11 protein-coding genes and 1 pseudogene are annotated in these 16,737 nt (G+C 40.7%); 9 read left to right on the forward strand and 3 right to left on the reverse strand.

Annotated features, from left to right (window positions below):
- A pseudogene (locus PseudUWO311_RS22155) lies at window positions 1–520 on the reverse strand (hypothetical protein); the annotation flags it as partial.
- A 76-nt stretch (window positions 521–596) separates the two neighbouring features.
- Window positions 597–1,271 (reverse strand): pentapeptide repeat-containing protein, encoded by a 675-nt coding sequence (locus PseudUWO311_RS22160; RefSeq protein WP_190303618.1) that lies wholly within the window; start codon window positions 1,269–1,271, stop codon window positions 597–599.
- Window positions 1,272–1,405: 134 nt separating this feature from the next.
- Here PseudUWO311_RS22160 and PseudUWO311_RS22165 point away from each other — a divergent pair, with 134 nt between their 5' ends.
- A complete protein-coding gene (locus PseudUWO311_RS22165) occupies window positions 1,406–3,157 on the forward strand; it encodes a tetratricopeptide repeat protein (protein WP_223807693.1) in 1,752 nt (583 codons plus the stop codon).
- Window positions 3,158–3,236: 79 nt separating this feature from the next.
- On the opposite strand, the gene PseudUWO311_RS22170 is transcribed toward PseudUWO311_RS22165, so the two are convergent.
- Complete coding sequence (locus PseudUWO311_RS22170) at window positions 3,237–3,446, reverse strand: Nif11-like leader peptide family natural product precursor (protein WP_142657405.1); 210 nt, start codon at window positions 3,444–3,446, stop codon at window positions 3,237–3,239.
- Between the two features lie 123 nt (window positions 3,447–3,569).
- Here PseudUWO311_RS22170 and PseudUWO311_RS22175 point away from each other — a divergent pair, with 123 nt between their 5' ends.
- The 8 genes from PseudUWO311_RS22175 to PseudUWO311_RS22205 all read left to right on the forward strand — a co-directional run bounded on the left by PseudUWO311_RS22175 (window position 3,570) and on the right by PseudUWO311_RS22205 (window position 16,640).
- Window positions 3,570–5,969, forward strand: coding sequence for a substrate-binding domain-containing protein (locus PseudUWO311_RS22175; protein ID WP_142657406.1), 2,400 nt, complete (start codon window positions 3,570–3,572; stop codon window positions 5,967–5,969).
- 295 nt (window positions 5,970–6,264) lie between these two features.
- Complete coding sequence (locus tag PseudUWO311_RS24225; protein WP_190303619.1) at window positions 6,265–6,441, forward strand: hypothetical protein; 177 nt, start codon at window positions 6,265–6,267, stop codon at window positions 6,439–6,441.
- Window positions 6,438–6,944, forward strand: coding sequence for a phage tail protein (locus PseudUWO311_RS22180; protein WP_142657407.1), 507 nt, complete (start codon window positions 6,438–6,440; stop codon window positions 6,942–6,944). Before PseudUWO311_RS24225 ends, PseudUWO311_RS22180 begins: the two co-directional genes overlap by 4 nt.
- Window positions 6,945–6,947: 3 nt before the next feature.
- Entirely contained in the window at window positions 6,948–13,274 is a 6,327-nt protein-coding gene (locus PseudUWO311_RS22185) for a hypothetical protein (RefSeq protein ID WP_142657408.1), read from the forward strand.
- 68 nt (window positions 13,275–13,342) lie between these two features.
- Complete coding sequence (locus tag PseudUWO311_RS22190; RefSeq protein ID WP_142657409.1) at window positions 13,343–13,777, forward strand: hypothetical protein; 435 nt, start codon at window positions 13,343–13,345, stop codon at window positions 13,775–13,777.
- Window positions 13,778–13,833: 56 nt separating this feature from the next.
- Window positions 13,834–15,768, forward strand: a complete 1,935-nt coding sequence (locus PseudUWO311_RS22195; RefSeq protein ID WP_142657410.1) for a VgrG-related protein — start codon at window positions 13,834–13,836, stop codon at window positions 15,766–15,768.
- A gap of 75 nt (window positions 15,769–15,843) precedes the next feature.
- Entirely contained in the window at window positions 15,844–16,236 is a 393-nt protein-coding gene (locus tag PseudUWO311_RS22200) for a DUF4280 domain-containing protein (protein WP_142657411.1), read from the forward strand.
- The gene (locus tag PseudUWO311_RS22205; RefSeq protein ID WP_142657412.1) at window positions 16,233–16,640 is read left to right on the forward strand and encodes a GPW/gp25 family protein; all 408 of its coding nucleotides are present in this window, start codon (window positions 16,233–16,235) and stop codon (window positions 16,638–16,640) included. The genes PseudUWO311_RS22200 and PseudUWO311_RS22205 overlap by 4 nt, the downstream gene beginning before the upstream one ends.
- Window positions 16,641–16,737 lie beyond the last annotated feature (97 nt).

The following is a 16,737-nucleotide window of genomic DNA, read 5'->3' on the forward strand; positions in this document are numbered from 1 at the left end:
CCTCTTCTTCCATTGATGCTTCTCGTTGGATTGAAGAGATTGGCTTCATCTGCAATTCATCCTCTTCTTCCATTGATGCTTCTCGTTGGATTGAAGAGATTGGCTTCATCTGCAATTCATCCTCTTCCATCGACTCTTGCTTTTGGACAGATTTATCCTGAGTTGGTGAATTTATCTGCTGAACAACTTTAGATGCAGTGGCATCTGCTTCCTGCTCATACTTATCGTTAGGCTCACCAATACTCAGCTTGGCTTGAATCATCGACATCCGCTTAGCCTGAAGCGTCTGCAAGCGGTTCATGCGTTTTGGTTGGACCGGCGTATCAGACGACTCAGTGCCGTGCTGATTAATTATTTTTTCTAGAAAATTCTCAGTGTATCCAGAAGGTCGAGATGTAGCATCTTCATCCAAATCCGTCTGAATTGGCGCGAAGCCTCTAGTTTTTAACAATGAAGTTGTGGGTTTAAATGAAAATGTAGATTGAGAAGGCTTCTTTTCATTATCGTAAGTACGCGACATACCACTAACCCCTAGATTTACTTACTGAGACACTTCATGTATTTGATATTGCACATTCTCGCACAATCAAAAAAAATTAACGACAATTTTGATCATTTACTGATCCATCTTGCAGGGTCGTGTTACATAACTTTACCTTTGTTAAATTTGTATTGATTAATGAAGCATTTTCGAGATCCGCATCAACTAAATTAACTTCGCTGAGATTTGCCCCTTCGAGATTGGCAAAACCTAGCTTGGCATTAGTCAGATTGGCTCTAAGCAAATTTGCCCCTTCAAGATCGACAAATTGACGCACAGATGTAAACACATCGACATTGCCATCCGCATAACTGTCAGTCAGATTCGCCTCTTGGAGATTGCTCTGGCGAAAAGAAGCCTCAAGTAAATAGGCATTACTCAGATTTGCCCCTGTCAAATTGGCTTGACCAAAATTAGCAAGCCGCAAATCGGCATAACTAAGATCGGCATAGATAAGATTTGTTCCTTGCAAATTTGCGCCCCGAAGATCGACACTACGTAGGTTTGCCCCTTGGAGATTAGCTTTATTTAAATCTGCGCCAATCAGTTTCAGCCCATTTAAGTCTGTATTTTGTAAATTACAGCCCTGACAGCGGTTGGTTTCGATCAGGCGTTGACGATTAGCCGCTTGGATACGATCGCTACTAGGGTCAGCAAAAGCACTCAATGGCAAAGCGATCGCGATCGCCGTAAAAAATCCCGAAAATAACACCCTAGCCAAAATGCTCATTTTCAGACCTCGATTGAGTAAAAGCATCCATCGAAAATATTATTAGATAGTAGGTAATTGTTACGTTAGCTTTGCCCACGACACTACTACCTACTTCATAAGTCATAATGATAAATTAATGTGGATATGAAAATTTGTTGTCACATTACGCGATGTATTGGGCGACAAGTTTTGCAAGACCTGTGGTTGAGAAATTGGGATTACCAATGAATTTGCGTTCTTTTTTTCAGTCAGTCAAACAAGGCAAGCGGTTTTGGTTGCTCATGATTGTGCTGCTAAACTTGCCGATCGCTCCGACAGCGATCGCCCAAGAGAAGCTACAGGATTTTGACTATTGGGCTTCGCTTTGTAGCTCTTTGGTCAAATCTCGCAAATACAAAGAAGCCGTCGAGGCTTGCAATCAGGCGATTACCTTAAATACGAATGAGCCGATCGCTTGGCTAGAGCGAGGCGATGCCATGGCAGGGCAAGGGTTATATATCGAAGCGGTGGTGTCCTACGATCGCTTTATTAAGCTAAAACCCGATAACTCAGGCGGTTTGGCAAAACGTTGTGGGGCATTAATGGAATTAGAGCGCTATGAAGATGCGATCGCTTCTTGCGAACTGGCGCTAAGACTCGACCAAAACTGGGCTGATGCATCCCCTGCAATGGTCTGGTACATCCAAGGAGCTTTGCTAAAACGGGCGGGGAAAATGGCGGAAGCCTTAGAGTCGCTGGGGCTAGCTATTCGCTCAAACCCAAATTATTCTCTAGCGCTCACTGAACGCTGCGATATTTTCGTTGCTCTTGATCGCTCTGCCGATGCCATCCAAGACTGCGATCGCGCCATCAAGGTAAATGCTAACTGGGGCAGATCCACCCCTGCGATCGCGTGGAAAACTAAGGGCAAAGTCCAGAATCAATTAAAACGCTTTGATGAAGCCCTATTTTCCTATGACAAAGCCATAGCGATCGAGCCGACAAATGCTCAGGCATGGGCCGAGCAGGGGATGATTTTATGGAGATTGGGGCGTTATGCCGAAGCTTTGGCTTCACAGGAATGGTCGCTCAAGGCAAAAGAAAAATATTCCCTCGCCTTAGCTAACTCCTGCGCCGCCCTCAACCAACTGCGCCAATATAAAGAAGCACTAGCCGCCTGTAACTCCGCACTCCAAGAAGGCGATCAACAATGGGACTATTTGGGGCCAGCTTGGGCTTGGGATCAGAGAGCCAATGCTCTCAACGGTTTAGGTAAGTACGAAGAGGCGCTTGCTTCGGCAAATCGGGCAATTTCACTCCAGCCAAGCCAAGCGAGTTTTTGGGGCAATCGCGCCGCAACTCTATGGGCTTTGGGGCGTTTTGACTTAGCTCTTTCATCAACGAATCAAGCGATCGCCCTGAATCAAAATTCATCAAGCGCATGGTTTAATCATGGGCGCATTCTTACCTCATTGGGGCGCACAGAAGAAGCGCTCAAAGCCTATGACAAAGCCATTGAAGGCGATGCAAATATTGGTAGCCAAATCTTCTTGGCAGATATATGGACAAACAAATCGGCTCTACTCTGGCGACTCAATCGTTTTCAAGAATCATTGATGGCAAGTCAACAGGCTTTAGGTATTAATCCCAAATCAGACACAGCTTGGTTTAATCGTGGTCTAGCCCTGATGTCCCTCGGACGCAATGCCGAAGCTGCCACAGCCTATGGCAGAGCACTAGCGATCGATGTCAAAAATGCTGACTATTGGACTGGTAGAGGTCTAGCTTTACTTGAGCTAAACAGTAATGCTGATGCGCTAGTTTCATTTGAGCAAGCCCTAAAGCTTAATCCTAATCAAATGCAAGCCACGACCAATAAAGTGATCGCGATCGAGCGCTTAAAACCAAAACCAGTCAAGCCATAATTTAAAACCCAATATTGTTGAGGTGGGCGTAGCCCACCTCAACAATATTGGGTTTTAACAATTTATTTAATTCACAAGCCTAAATGCCAGGGATTTCAGAAAGATTACACTTTAATTCCTCAACCTCAAAGTTGGTCATCTGTTGCCATTCTTCAATTGTAAAGTCATATCCTTCAGCCTTTGCCATTTCTACAAAGCTTTCAAGATCGGGAGCTTGATTTAGTTTTGCTTTGAGAAGGGAATCTGTCTTCGCTGCTCGATACAGACGAGCTACTTGATCTCTTGCCATAATCTTGAATGGGGGTAAAGTGGTGGGATATGCTTTAGACAAAATGTATAAACAATACGAACTTTTGCCGCAAATCACACCCTGTAATTGATAATAGTCTAACAAGAATAAGGCAAGCAATCTATGGCTACGAAGTCTCCAAATGTTTGGCAAAAATTCTGGAAACGCATCAAAGACCTTTGGGGGCAGTTTCTTGGCACTATTGATGGGCTGATCGGCAATAAGTTTGTTGAATTTTTAAATAAGACAGTTCCAGCGCCTTTACGATTTCTAATCCCATTTCTTAGAGATGATTTAGGTATTGCACCCCCTTCGATTACTTCATTTAAAGGTATCGGCATACCCGAAAAGGACGAAACTAAAGAAATTTTAAAAGAAATTTCTGTCGATCAGAGAGTGGGGACAATTTGGCAAATCAAGCCTCAATTTCTACGTTATCAATGTCAAGAGTCAAATCCCTTTCGGTGCGAATTTCCTCACGAAACCGTCACCGACGATCCAAATAATAAATACTGCAAAAAATGTCAATTTCCTGCTAGTTTGCCTCCTGAAGTCAAAGTGCGTGGTAGGGGTGGAGTTTACCAAGTAGATAACTATATCGGCATTCGCGGCAGTGGTCGTCTCTATAGCGCTACTAACTTAACTGATGGGGAACCTTTTTTATTAAAAGAATATGTAATCCCCAAAAAATATTTTAACGATCAAGAAGCTAGAGCCTGCAAACGTAATTTTGAAGCATCATCGGAACTTAAATTGTCAGATGGTCGCAAACAAGACTCACGTTTAATTACACCAATAGAAGCGATCGCCGATGCTCGTGAAGAGCGTTGTTATGCAATCCTTCCTAAAATTGATGAGGCACTCACTTTATCTGACTATTTAGATATTCATGGCGCAATGAGTAACTGGCAGGTAAAATCTTTTCTTAATCAAGCTTTACAAACTCTTGAGTCTTTACATTCACAAAAGTATCGATTGCGCTCTGGGGTAGTGACTTCAGGGCTTCCTCACGGCAATCTAACCTTTTATAGCATCGCGATCCGATCAAATTTTCAGGGGTTTACGGTCTATCTCAATGATATGTCGCTTTGGGAAGATCGGTTCTATCCTCCTGATGTACAAACACCTCCCTATTCCATCAATCGCGATCTTGAAGATTTAGGCTATATTGCGTTCTACCTTTTAAAAGGTGGAGTCATCGATCTTGAGAATCGCTCCTGCTTAAATCCCTTCGACCCAGAACATTGGGATGGGAAAGTTCATCAGGGGCTGAAAAAATTTGTTCAAAATTTACTCGGATTTGGGGAAACATCCTATAGCAGCGCCGAAGTAGCTCGGAGAGCCTTACTAAGAATACACATTGATCGCGATGCTCTCCTAGAGTTTGTTGAGCAAGAAGAAGTTGAGCCCGTTAAGAAGAACTGGTGGGCATGGTTAACCAAGAAAGTAATCGCGATCGCAATCGGTGTAATTCTCCTATTCCTACTACTATTCTTGCTGTATTTCTGGTTAACGCAACCACCCAAAGCTGCAAACCTAAATTTCCCTTGCTGTATTAATCAAATATCCGATATTCCTGAAGGCAAATTCACCTATATTTCTGACAAAAATGGCACTTGGAACTATAGCCTTTTACAAAATAATTTGATTGCTAAGGGCTCGACCCTCGAAGATGAACTCCAAAAACGTCAGCCGAAACTCCAACTTAGCTATCAGCCAGTCAATGTCGATAGATCTGCCAACCAGTCACCAATCTCTCAACTGCTGTCTGATCAAGCCGACTTTGCTATTTCCAGTATGACTGATAATTTGGACGGTAACTTTATTACTCAGGATATTGCATACGATGGTTTGACAGTGTTTGTTGCTTTTAGCTACGCCCAGCGCAATAACAGCTTACCAACGTCTCTACAAGGTAGGCTCACCTTTGCCCAATTGCGTCTACTCTATACAGGAGAAATTATTAATTGGAGACAGTTAGGAGGTCCAGACTTAGAAGTCAAGCTCTATATGCCCCTAGATGATGAGTCAGTCAAAATATTTGAGAAAAGGGTTCTGAAAGATAAAATAGCGATCGCAGCTTTCCAAAGTTTGATTAGAGACGGAAGGATCACCTCGCTATCTATTTTTGATTCGTTGCGGCAAGTAATCCAAGACTTTGAGGATCGCAGTATTGGTAGTATTTCCTTTGGCTCAATTAGTCAGGTCTTTGGGCAATGCTCGGTCTATCCCCTTGCGATCGCTGATGATTATCGCTCTTTCGTAGCACCTTTAGTTTGGACGAATGGTTCTGCCATCACACCCAACGCCGATCTTTGCAATGAGAAAGGTAGTTACATTCAAAACTACAATGCTTTTATCAATCAAAGCTATCCCCTTGCCTATCCCATTTCAGTGGTCTATACCCGCGATAATCGCCGATTGCCGATCGCTGAGCGTTTTGTCTCAATCATGCGAACTGAAGAAGCCCAAAACCTACTTAAGCAAACTGGACTGATCCCTCTAAAATTTCCAGTCAAATAAAAAACAAAAAAGTGAGTGACGATGCTTCGCATCGTCACTCACTTTTTTGTTTTTTACTAATATAGCTGTCGCCATTCTTGTTAGGACATAAAAACCAAATAGAGAGAGGCGGCGCTTCGCGCCGCCTCTCTCTATTTGGTTTTGGATTTGTCTTGATAAAAGTGGCTAAGGCTATACCAAAGCAAAAAAGTGCCATCGCATTTTTTTACTTTGGTAAAATACTGTTGGCAACCAATGTATAATGTAATCTGAATACGGTATACGCTTAGATATACATGTACATGGTAAATCGTTGATGGGAAAACATTCTGACGAAACCACAGAACGTGCCGAACTTGCCAAGTTTGCGGCAAAAGTCTTACAAGAGCCTTTGCAAATCAGATTACTTAGCGATCGGGTTTATGAATTGCTCACCAATGAATTACGACAACAAAAAGAACGTGTCGGTAGAAATTATGAGGGGAGATTATGACAAATAGTAGTAAGTTCGCTAGAGCAGAATCATATGTTACAACTAATCACTTTTATGTAGAAATGTTGCCAACTGCGACAATTGTGGCAGGTTTTACGGAATGCTCTGGACTAAGCGCAAAGGTGGAAGTACAGCCTGTTTCTGAAGGGGGCGTTAACGATCAACAACGCTTTTTATTAAAACAAACTTCTTTTACTGAAGTAACGCTTAAGCATGGTGTAACTAATGACTTAAGTTTCTGGAGATGGTTTACCGCAACAACTAACCGTAGAAGAAATATCCGAATTTTACTTTTTAATCAAGCTGGTGACACAAGGCAGTGTTGGACATTGATTGGCGCAGTTCCTGTTGGTTGGTCCGCCCCGTCGCTTCAGGCTGATGGTAACTCTGTTGCTATTGAAGAGTTAAAGATCGCGTTTGAAGGCTTGACTGTGGCTTTTGAAGGCGGTGGAATTGCGACAGTTGTTGCAAGAGATTCATCTGGTTCTTTCCCAAGTTCTTAGACCATGATTGAAAATACCGAAATCCCTTTCGAGGTAAGTAGCAATGAAAATATGCCTGATGATATTCCATTAGGCAATTATGCTCCTCTGATTGTACCTCCATCTCTTGGGCAGTCGTTTTTGCAGCCAAAGTTTATCTATCCTTTAGGGGCGGTATCATTATTTAATACCGATAATGCTGAAATTAATGATGGGTTTGAACCTCTTAATAATTCATTTGACGATTCTCCTTTTTTCAATCAACCTGTATCGCCAACTTCTTTGTCTAAGGTTGACAGACAAGCAATAAATCAATCGAATATTCAAACTAAGTCTCTTTCTTCCCGAAATAATCTACAGCGCAAGAAACAAAATAATTTGTCTTCAAGTACTTCTTCTAACGACAAATCAACTCAAAGACAACCTCTAAACAGATCTCCTGCTTCACAAACTAATGGAATACAAAGACAACCTGATATTTCTCCTATAGATAGTATTTCTCAAGGCGATCGTAATATACAACAAGAACCGTCATCTCCTCCTGTTGACAATATCACCCAGTCGGTTCAAAGTGAAGCACAGACACAATTTGAGGCTTTGTCTATAGAAGATATTTCCCATGGCGATCAAACTATTCAACAAATTCAAAGATTATCTGAATCGCCTGTTTTAGATAGTGGTTCACAAAGCGATCGCCCTATCCAAAGAGAAACTGACTCACTAACTGCTGATATTTCTCGACCTCCTCAAATTGATGCAATCCAGAGGCAATCTGACAATTCGGGTGTAGATGTTATTCCTCAAGGCGATCTTAATATTCAACAAGTTCAAAGATTCTCTGAATCGCCTGTTTTAGATAGCGATTCACAAAGCGATCGCACTATCCAAACCCCTGACACAAATATTACTCAAACTCCTCAGACTGATTCAATTCAAAGAGAATCTGATATTTCGGCTGTAGATAATATTTCACAAAGCGATCAAAATATCCAAGGATTTGCTGAATCGCCTATTTTAGATAATGCTTCACAAAGTGATCGCACTATTCGAGAACCAGAATCAAATATTATTCAATCTCCTCAGACTGGTGTAATTCAAAGACAATCTGATACTTTGACTGTTAGTGACATCCCACAAGGCGATCAGAATATTCAGCAAGTTCAAAGATTTTCTGAATCGCCTGTTTTAGATAATATTTCACAAAGTGATCGCACGATTCAAGAGCCTGAATCAAACATTACACAAGCTCCTCAGATAAATTCTCTACAAAGAAAACCTGACATTTCAACTGTAGAAAATATTTCTCAAGACGATCTTCAACAAGCTCAAAGATTGTCTAAATCGCCTGTTTTAGATACTGTTTCGCAAGGCGATCGCACTGTCCAAGAGTCTAACTCAAATATTACTCATACTCCTTCGACCGATTCAATCCAAAGAGAATCTGATATTTCGACTGTAGATTATATTACGCAAGACGAGCTGAGTATCCAACAAGTTCAAGGATCTTCTGAATCGCCTATTTTAGAGAATGCATCACAAAGCGATCTCACTATCCAAAGAGAACCTGACTTCATAACCGACAATATTTCACAAACTCCTCGGATTGATTCAATCCAAAGACAGTCAGACTTTTCAGCTATTAGTGATATTCCACAAGGCGATGCTCCTCAACAAGTTCAAAAGTTTTCTGAGTCCCCAGTTTTAAATGATTTAGCACAAAGCGATCTCAATCTCACTATCCAAAAATCTGCTTCAAATATTACTCAAACTCCTCAGACCAATTCAATTCAAAGAGAATCTGACATTCCGGCTGTTAGTGATATTTCACAAGTCGATCAAACTATTCAAAGATTTTCCGAATTGTCTGCTTTAGGTGATGTTTCACAGGGCGATCGCACCATCCAAGAGTCTAACTCAAATATTACTCAAACTCCTCAGATTGATTCAATTCAAAGAGGATCTGATATTTCGGCTGTGGAAGATATTTCACAAGGTGATCAAAATATTCAAAGATTTGCTGAATCGCCTGTTTTAGATAATGCTTCAAAAGGCGATCGCACGATCCAAGATTATGCCTCAAATATTTCACAAACTCCTCAGATTGATGCAATACAACAATCTGACATTTCGGCTGTGGAAGATATTTCACAAGGTGATCAAAATATTCAAAGATTTTCTGAAACACCTCTTTTGGATAGTGTTTCACAAAGCGATCGCACTATCCAAGGGTCAGACTCGAATATTATTCAAACTCCTCAGATTGATTCAATCCAAAGAGAATCTGACTTTTCGACTGTAGATAATATTTCGCAAGGCGATCTTAATATTCAACAAGTTCAAAGATTATCTGAATCGCCTGTTTTAGATATTGGTTCACAAAGTGATCTCACTATCCAAAGAGAAACTGACTTACCAACTGCTGATATTTCTCGACCTCCTCAAATTGATGCAATCCAAAGAGAACCTGACATTTCGGCTGTAGATGTTATTTCTCAAGGCGATCAGAATATTCAAGGATTTTCTGAATGGTCTGCTTTAGATAGTGTTTCACAAAGCGATGCTCCTCAACAAGTTCAAAGGTTTTCGGAGTCTCCTGTTTTAGATGATGTATCACAAAGCGATCTCACTATCCAAAGAGAAATTGACTTCATAACTGACAGTATCTCGCAAAATCCTCAGCTTGATGCGCTCCAAAGACAATCCGACATTTCAGCTATTAGTGATATTCCACAAGGCAATGCTGCTCAACAAGTTCAAAGATTATCTGAATCGCCTGTTTTAGATGGTGTATCCCAAAGCGATCTCATTATCCAAGCACCTGACACAAATATTACTCCAACTCCTCCAACTGATGCAATCCAAAGAGAATCTGATATTTCGGCTGTAGATAATATTTTGCAAGGCGATCGCACTATCCAAAGGGAATCTGACTTCACAACTGCTGATATTTCTCAACCTTCTCAAATTGATGTAATCCAGAGGCAATCTGACATTTCGGCTATAGATGGTATTTCTCAAGGCGATCGCACGATCCAAGAACCTGTCTCAAATATTTCGCAAGCTCCTCAGATTGATGCAATACAAAGAGAACCTGATATTTCGGCTGTTAGTGATATTTCACAAGGTGATCAAACAATTCAAAGATTTTCTGAATCGCCTGTTTTAGATAATGTTTCACAGGGCGATCGCACGATTCAAGAACCTGTCTCAAATATTTCGCAAGCTCCTCAGATTGATGCAATTCAACGACAATCTGACTTTTCGACTATAGATGATATTTCACAAGGTGATCAAAATATTCAAAGATTTGCTGAGTTACCTGTTTTAGATAATGCTTCACAAGGCGATCGCACTATCCAAGATTCCGACTCAAATATTACTCAAACTCCTCCGACCAATTCAATTCAAAGAGAATCTAATATTTCGGATGTAGATAATATTTTGCAAGGCGATCGCACTATCCAAAGGGAGTCTGACTTCACAACTCCTGATATTTCTCAACCTTCTCAAATTGATGTAATCCAGAGGCAATCTGACATTTCGGCTATAGATGGTATTTCTCAAGGCGATCGCACGATCCAAGATTCCGACTCAAATATTACTCAAACTCCTCCGACCAATTCAATTCAAAGAGAATCTGATATTTCGGATGTTAGTGATATTTCACAAGGTGATCAAACAATTCAAAGATTTTCTGAATCGCCTGTTTTAGATAATGCTTCACAAGGCGATCGCACGATTCAAGAACCTGTCTCAAATATTTCACAAACTCCTCAGATTGATGCAATACAACGACAATCTAATATTTCGGCTATAGATGATATTTCACAAGTTGATCAAAATATTCAAAGATTTTCTGAGTTACCTGTTTTAGATAATGCTTCACAAGGTGATCATCGCACGATTCAAGAATCTGCCTCAAATATTATTCAAACTCCTCAGAACAATTCAATTCAAAGAGAGTCTGATATTTCAGCTGTTAGTGATATTTCACAAGGCAATCAAAATATTCAAAGATTATCTGAGTCACCTGTTTTAGATGATTTATCACAAGGTGATCGCACTATCCAAGATTCTGACTCGAATATTATTCAAACTCCTCAGATTGATTCAATACAACGACAATCTGATATTTTGGCTATAGATGATATCGCCCAAATCAGTAATCCTCAACAAGTTCAAAGGTTTTCTGAATCTCCTGTTTTAGATGATGTATCACAAAACAATCACACTGTCCTAGAGTCTAACTCAAATATTACTCAAACTCCTCAGACTGATTCTCTACAAAGACAACCTGACATTTCGGCTTTAGATAACATTTCGCAAGGCGATCAAAATATTCAAAGATTTTCTGAATCGCCTGTTTTAGATAATGCTTCACAAGGCGATCGCACGATTCAAAGGGAAGCTGACTTCACAACTGCTGATATTTCTCAACCTTCTCAAATTGATGCAATCCAGAGACTGTCTGATATTTCGGCTATAGATGGTATTTCTCAAGGCGATCTTAATATTCAACAAGTTCAAAGATTTTCTGAATCGCCTGTTTTAGATAGCGTTTCACAAGGTGATCGCACGATTCAAGAACCTGTCTCAAATATTTCACAAGCTCCTCAGATTGATGCAATACAACGACAATCTGATATTTCGACTGGAGATAATATTTCGCAAGGCGATCAAAATATTCAAAGATTTTTTGAATCGCCTGTATTAGATAATGCTTCACAAGGTGATCGCACGATCCAAAGGGAAGCTGACTTCACAACTGCTGATATTTCTCAACCTTCTCAAATTGATGCAATCCAGAGGCAATCTGACATTTCGGCTATAGATGGTATTTCTCAAGGCGATCAAACTATTCAACAAGTTCAAAGATTTTCTGAATCGCCTGTTTTAGATGATGTTTCACAAGGCGATCGCACTATCCAAGATTCTGACTCGAATATTATTCAAACTCCTCAGATTGATTCAATACAACGACAATCTGACATTTTAGCTATAGATGATATTGCCCAAATCAGTAATCCTCAACAAGTTCAAAGATTGTCTGAGTTACCTGTTTTAGATAATGCTTCACAAGGCGATCGCACGATCCAAAGGGAAGCTGACTTCACAACTGCTGATATTTCCCAACCTTCTCAAATTGATGCAATCCAGAGGCAATCTGACATTTCGGCTATAGATGGTATTTCTCAAGGCGATCAAACTATTCAACAAGTTCAAAGATTTTCTGAATCGCCTGTTTTAGATGATGTCTCACAGGGCGATCACACGATCCAAGAAACTGCCTCAAATATTACTCAAACTCCTCCGACTAATTCAATCCAAAGAGAATCTGATATTTCGGCTGTTAGTGATATTTCACAAGGTGAGCAAAATATTCAAAGATTTGCTGGATCGCCTGTTTTAGATGATTTATCACAAGGCGATCGCACTATCCAAAGAGAGACTAACTCAAATATTACTCAAACAACTCAGACCGATTCTTTGCAAAAACAACCTGACATTTTGGCTGTTAGTGATATTTTGCAAGGCGATCGCAGCCAGTCGATCCAGAGAAAAGTTGAGGCAAACAATCAGGAAAATCCTATAGATAACAGTGAAAATAAAACTATTATCCAAATGATGAGAGATCCTAGTAATACCGCTGATCTAAAATTACCTAAAGCTATTGAGAATCTCTCTCAGACAGAATATTTGGGTAATTTTTCGCCACTGACACCATCCAAAACCACTAGCTCTAAATCTTCTCAAACTGTACAGCGATCGCAAGCAGATCTCCCTAGCCAAAACGGCTTTTCTAATAGCTTAAATAATTTGCCCCAAATAATTCAGCCCAAACAAGATCAAAATCCTGATAGTAATCAGACTAATTCTACTGGTTGGTCAAACATTGCGGAATTGTTAGCTAACTTACCACCGCCTAAAAGTTCTAGTAATTCACCAGACAGTTCATTGAACAATCAAAAAACTAGCGATCGCAGTCCTTTAGCAACCAAACCTGCCTCCGTAAGTTCTACCAGCAATCAAACAACCATACAGCGATCGCTAGATCAAAACGACACAGACAGCGATCAAGACCTATATATAACACCAACAGGAATACAGAAAGGCAACCCCAACAAAATCATCAACACTCAATTCCCTACAGTACAACGTAAAATCAACGCTGACCAATTGCCAGAAGCAACCGTCTCTGTTGAACCTCGACAAGATCAAAATCAGGACGATGAAAACTTTGACCAAAATCTTGAAACCCTTGCGCAAGAAATATATATTTTATTAAAGAAGCGCTTAGAAACCGAAAAAGAACGACAAGGAACCAGATACCAAGGAAGATTACCTTGGTAATTCACAGCTTTAATTAATTATTTAGAGACTTTTTTAGGAATTTTTAGACACTTTTAGGAAACCAGATCATGACACTCGTTAAAGCAATGCTCACCACCACCGATGCAGGTGCTGTAGCCATCAATTTTCAATTTAACCCCAGCAGCCTGTTGTTTTCGCGAACGGTTAAGTGGAAAGAAGAAGCAGCATATACCACAGCAGGTTTTCCAAAGGTCTCTTACTCCAATCGAGGTGCGGAAACTTTGAAGTTATCAAATTTGTGGTTTGATACTTATGAATATGCAACAAAGACAAGTGTTCTCACCCTAATCTCGCCAATTATTAAATCCACAGAAATTGCAGGGTCATTAAAACGACCACCCGTATATATATTTGCTTGGGGAGAAAATTATATGAAATGTGTTGTTACCAACATTAGCTATGAACTCACTATGTTTCTTGCCGATGGTACACCTGTCAGAGCAAAGGTAAGCATCGATCTCCAAGAAGTTGACGACATTTAGTTGATGACATTTAGAAATATTTCCAGTAGCGTTTTTATTACTAACTATAATTACCAATGCCAGCAACATATAGATCTCAATTCTCACTTGCAATTGATGGAACAGCCGCTTCCGAAGATTTGATTGCAGATATTTTGCAAATATCTGCCGAAGAAAGTCTGCATCAACTAGGCATGTTTACACTGATCATTAGCAATAATTACTTCACTGGTAACAGCGCCGCGCCTTGGTCGCATATGAGTAAATTTGCGATCGGTAAAAAGATCAAAATTGGATTTACCTCTAGCACCACAGGAGATCCTAATTTTGATGATGCATCGACTGCTTATATCTTGGAAGGTGAAATCACCGCGATCGAAACAGATTTTACGGAAGAAGCTAAGGCTCCGATTATTATTCGTGGCTATGACGTTGCGCATCGCTTGCATAGAGGACGTTGTAGTCAATCTTTTCTAGATATGACTGACAGCGATATTGTCAAAAAATTAGCTGGTGAATGTGGTATTACGCTTGGTACCATCACATCGACCACCCCCGTCCATAAATATGTATTCCAAGAAAACCAAACAAACATGGAATTTTTGCAAGAACGGGCGGCTCGCAATGGTTTTGAGCTATATATGCAAGATGGTAAATTGAATTTTCGTAAACCTACCAAAGGTGCTGAGCTATCTCTTAAATGGTTAAAAGATCTATCTAGCTTTCGCATCCGTGTTACGGGTGCGGAACAAGTTAGCTCTGTTGAAGTTAGAGGATGGGACTATACGAAAAAAGAAGTGATCGTCTCTACAGCATCCACCGAAGCAGTAATTACCAGCAATACTAGTGGTAAAGGTAGTGCATCTAGTACTAAATTTAGTAGTAGTACCAAAATGATTGTTGTCGATCAGCCAGTTTTTAGCACTGCTGAATCTGACAAAATCGCTCAATCTCTATGCGATGAACTAGGTGGCGAATTTGTCCACGCTGATGCGAAGGGTACTGGCAATCCTTTGATCAGGGCAGGTAAGGTAATCAAGCTCACTGACATGGGGAATTATAGCGGCAGCTATTATGTTACGGAAACTCATCACTTATTTCAGAATGGATACTATACTACGCATTTTAGTGTGCGCGGTCTACGTGGTGGCGATTTGTACTCCATGTTGTCATCGAAGACACATCTGCAACCAGGGCAAACCATGTTAGTGGGGCTCGTTACCAACAGCGAGGATCCCGACAAATTGGGAAGGGTCAAAGTTAAATTTCCGACACTAACCGAAGCCCACGAAAGCAACTGGGCTAGAGTCGTGGGAGTGGGGGCAGGAGCTAATAGAGGGTTTGATTGTTTGCCAGAAGTTGATGATGAAGTTTTAGTCGCCTTTGAGCATGGCGATATCCATCGTCCATATGTGATTGGTGGCGTATGGAACGGTACTGATGCTCCTCCTGAAGTCGTAACTGACAGTGTTGCAGATGGTAAAGTTCGTCTACGAACTTTTAAGACTCGTCTTGGACATAAGCTTCAGTTTGTCGAAGAAGATAAAGGTACTACCAAAAAAGGCGTGTACCTCAATACAGTTGGTGGTCATAACCTGCGATTAAACGACAGTGAAAAATTTGTTGAGTTAGAAACTACTGGTGGACACAAATTTCGGGCTGATGATAAAGATAGCGGTCCGGTAATTAGCCTAACTTCAACTGGTGACATTACAGTTAAAACTGGTACATCTGGTTCAACTAAAGATTTAACGATTAATGCGGCTAATATGACCTTAACTGCAACAACTAACATTACGCTTAAAGTCGGTGCCAACAAAATAGTAATTTCTACCTCAGGTATAGTAGTTGAAGGAACACAAGTGCAGATAAAAGGTACCGCTTCAGCCAAAATGGAAGCGCCTTCGATTAATGTTGAAGGGACTGCAACTAATACTATTAAAGGTGGTTTGGTTAATGTGGAGGCAAGTGGAATCGCTGTTGTTAAAGGTAGTTTAGTTAAGATTAATTAATTGTCTAGCAGTGGCAAGTTTAGTTTTTTCTCCATCACAGAGCGTTATAACATTAAAGATTAGAAGAGATAAGGTATGGGACAACAAGTAGTTATGGGAGCAATGCTTCAATGTAGTTTTGGCGTTGCCCCAAGTTCGCTGATTGTAATTCCTAAGGGGATGCCTGTAATGACGGGTGGTCCTCTTGCTGCGTCAATTATGGATTTTGCGCCGATCGCAAATATCCCCCCATTTGGTATGTGTAGCTCGCCAGCAAATCCGATGGTGATCGCCGCTACAGCAGCAGCTTTAGGAGTACTTACGCCCATGCCTTGCGTCCCTGTGACCGTAGCCCCTTGGGTTCCAGGTTGTCCAACTGTCTTGATCAATAACTTTCCCGCGCTTAACAACTCCTCAAAATGTATGTGTGCTTGGGGTGGGGTGATTTCAATTAATTTTGCTGGACAAGTAACAGGACAAATTCCATGAGCAGCTCAGATCGCGATTATCTTGGGAGAGGGATTTCATTTCCCCTGCGGATTAATATTCAAGGTGAACTAAAAACTGATAGCGGCGATCGCAATTTAGAGGAGTCGATCGCGACGATTTTGAATACAAAATTGGGAGAGCGTGTATATCGTCCAAACTTTGGTTGCCGCCTATCGGATCTCACTTTTGCGCCAATGAATCCACAGACGATTTTACTTGCCAGAATTTATGTTGAGGAAGCATTGAATAGATGGGAGCCTCGAATCAAGGTTACGGGTGTCTATGCGGAGCCTGATCCGATTAAAGGGCGGTTAGATCTTAAGATCCAATATCAGATCAAGGAGAATAATGATAGTCGCAACATGGTTTATCCGTTTTATTTGCTGCCACCGAATAGTAATTAAATTACAGTGCTTTGCGCCTCGTACTTTTTGCTCTAGTCATACTTTAAGCTTTTTGAAATAATTTGGTATTTAATGGCGAAGGGTAAAGATAGCTAGT

This window comes from Pseudanabaena sp. UWO311 (assembly GCF_006937785.1).
Lineage (GTDB): Bacteria > Cyanobacteriota > Cyanobacteriia > Pseudanabaenales > Pseudanabaenaceae > Pseudanabaena.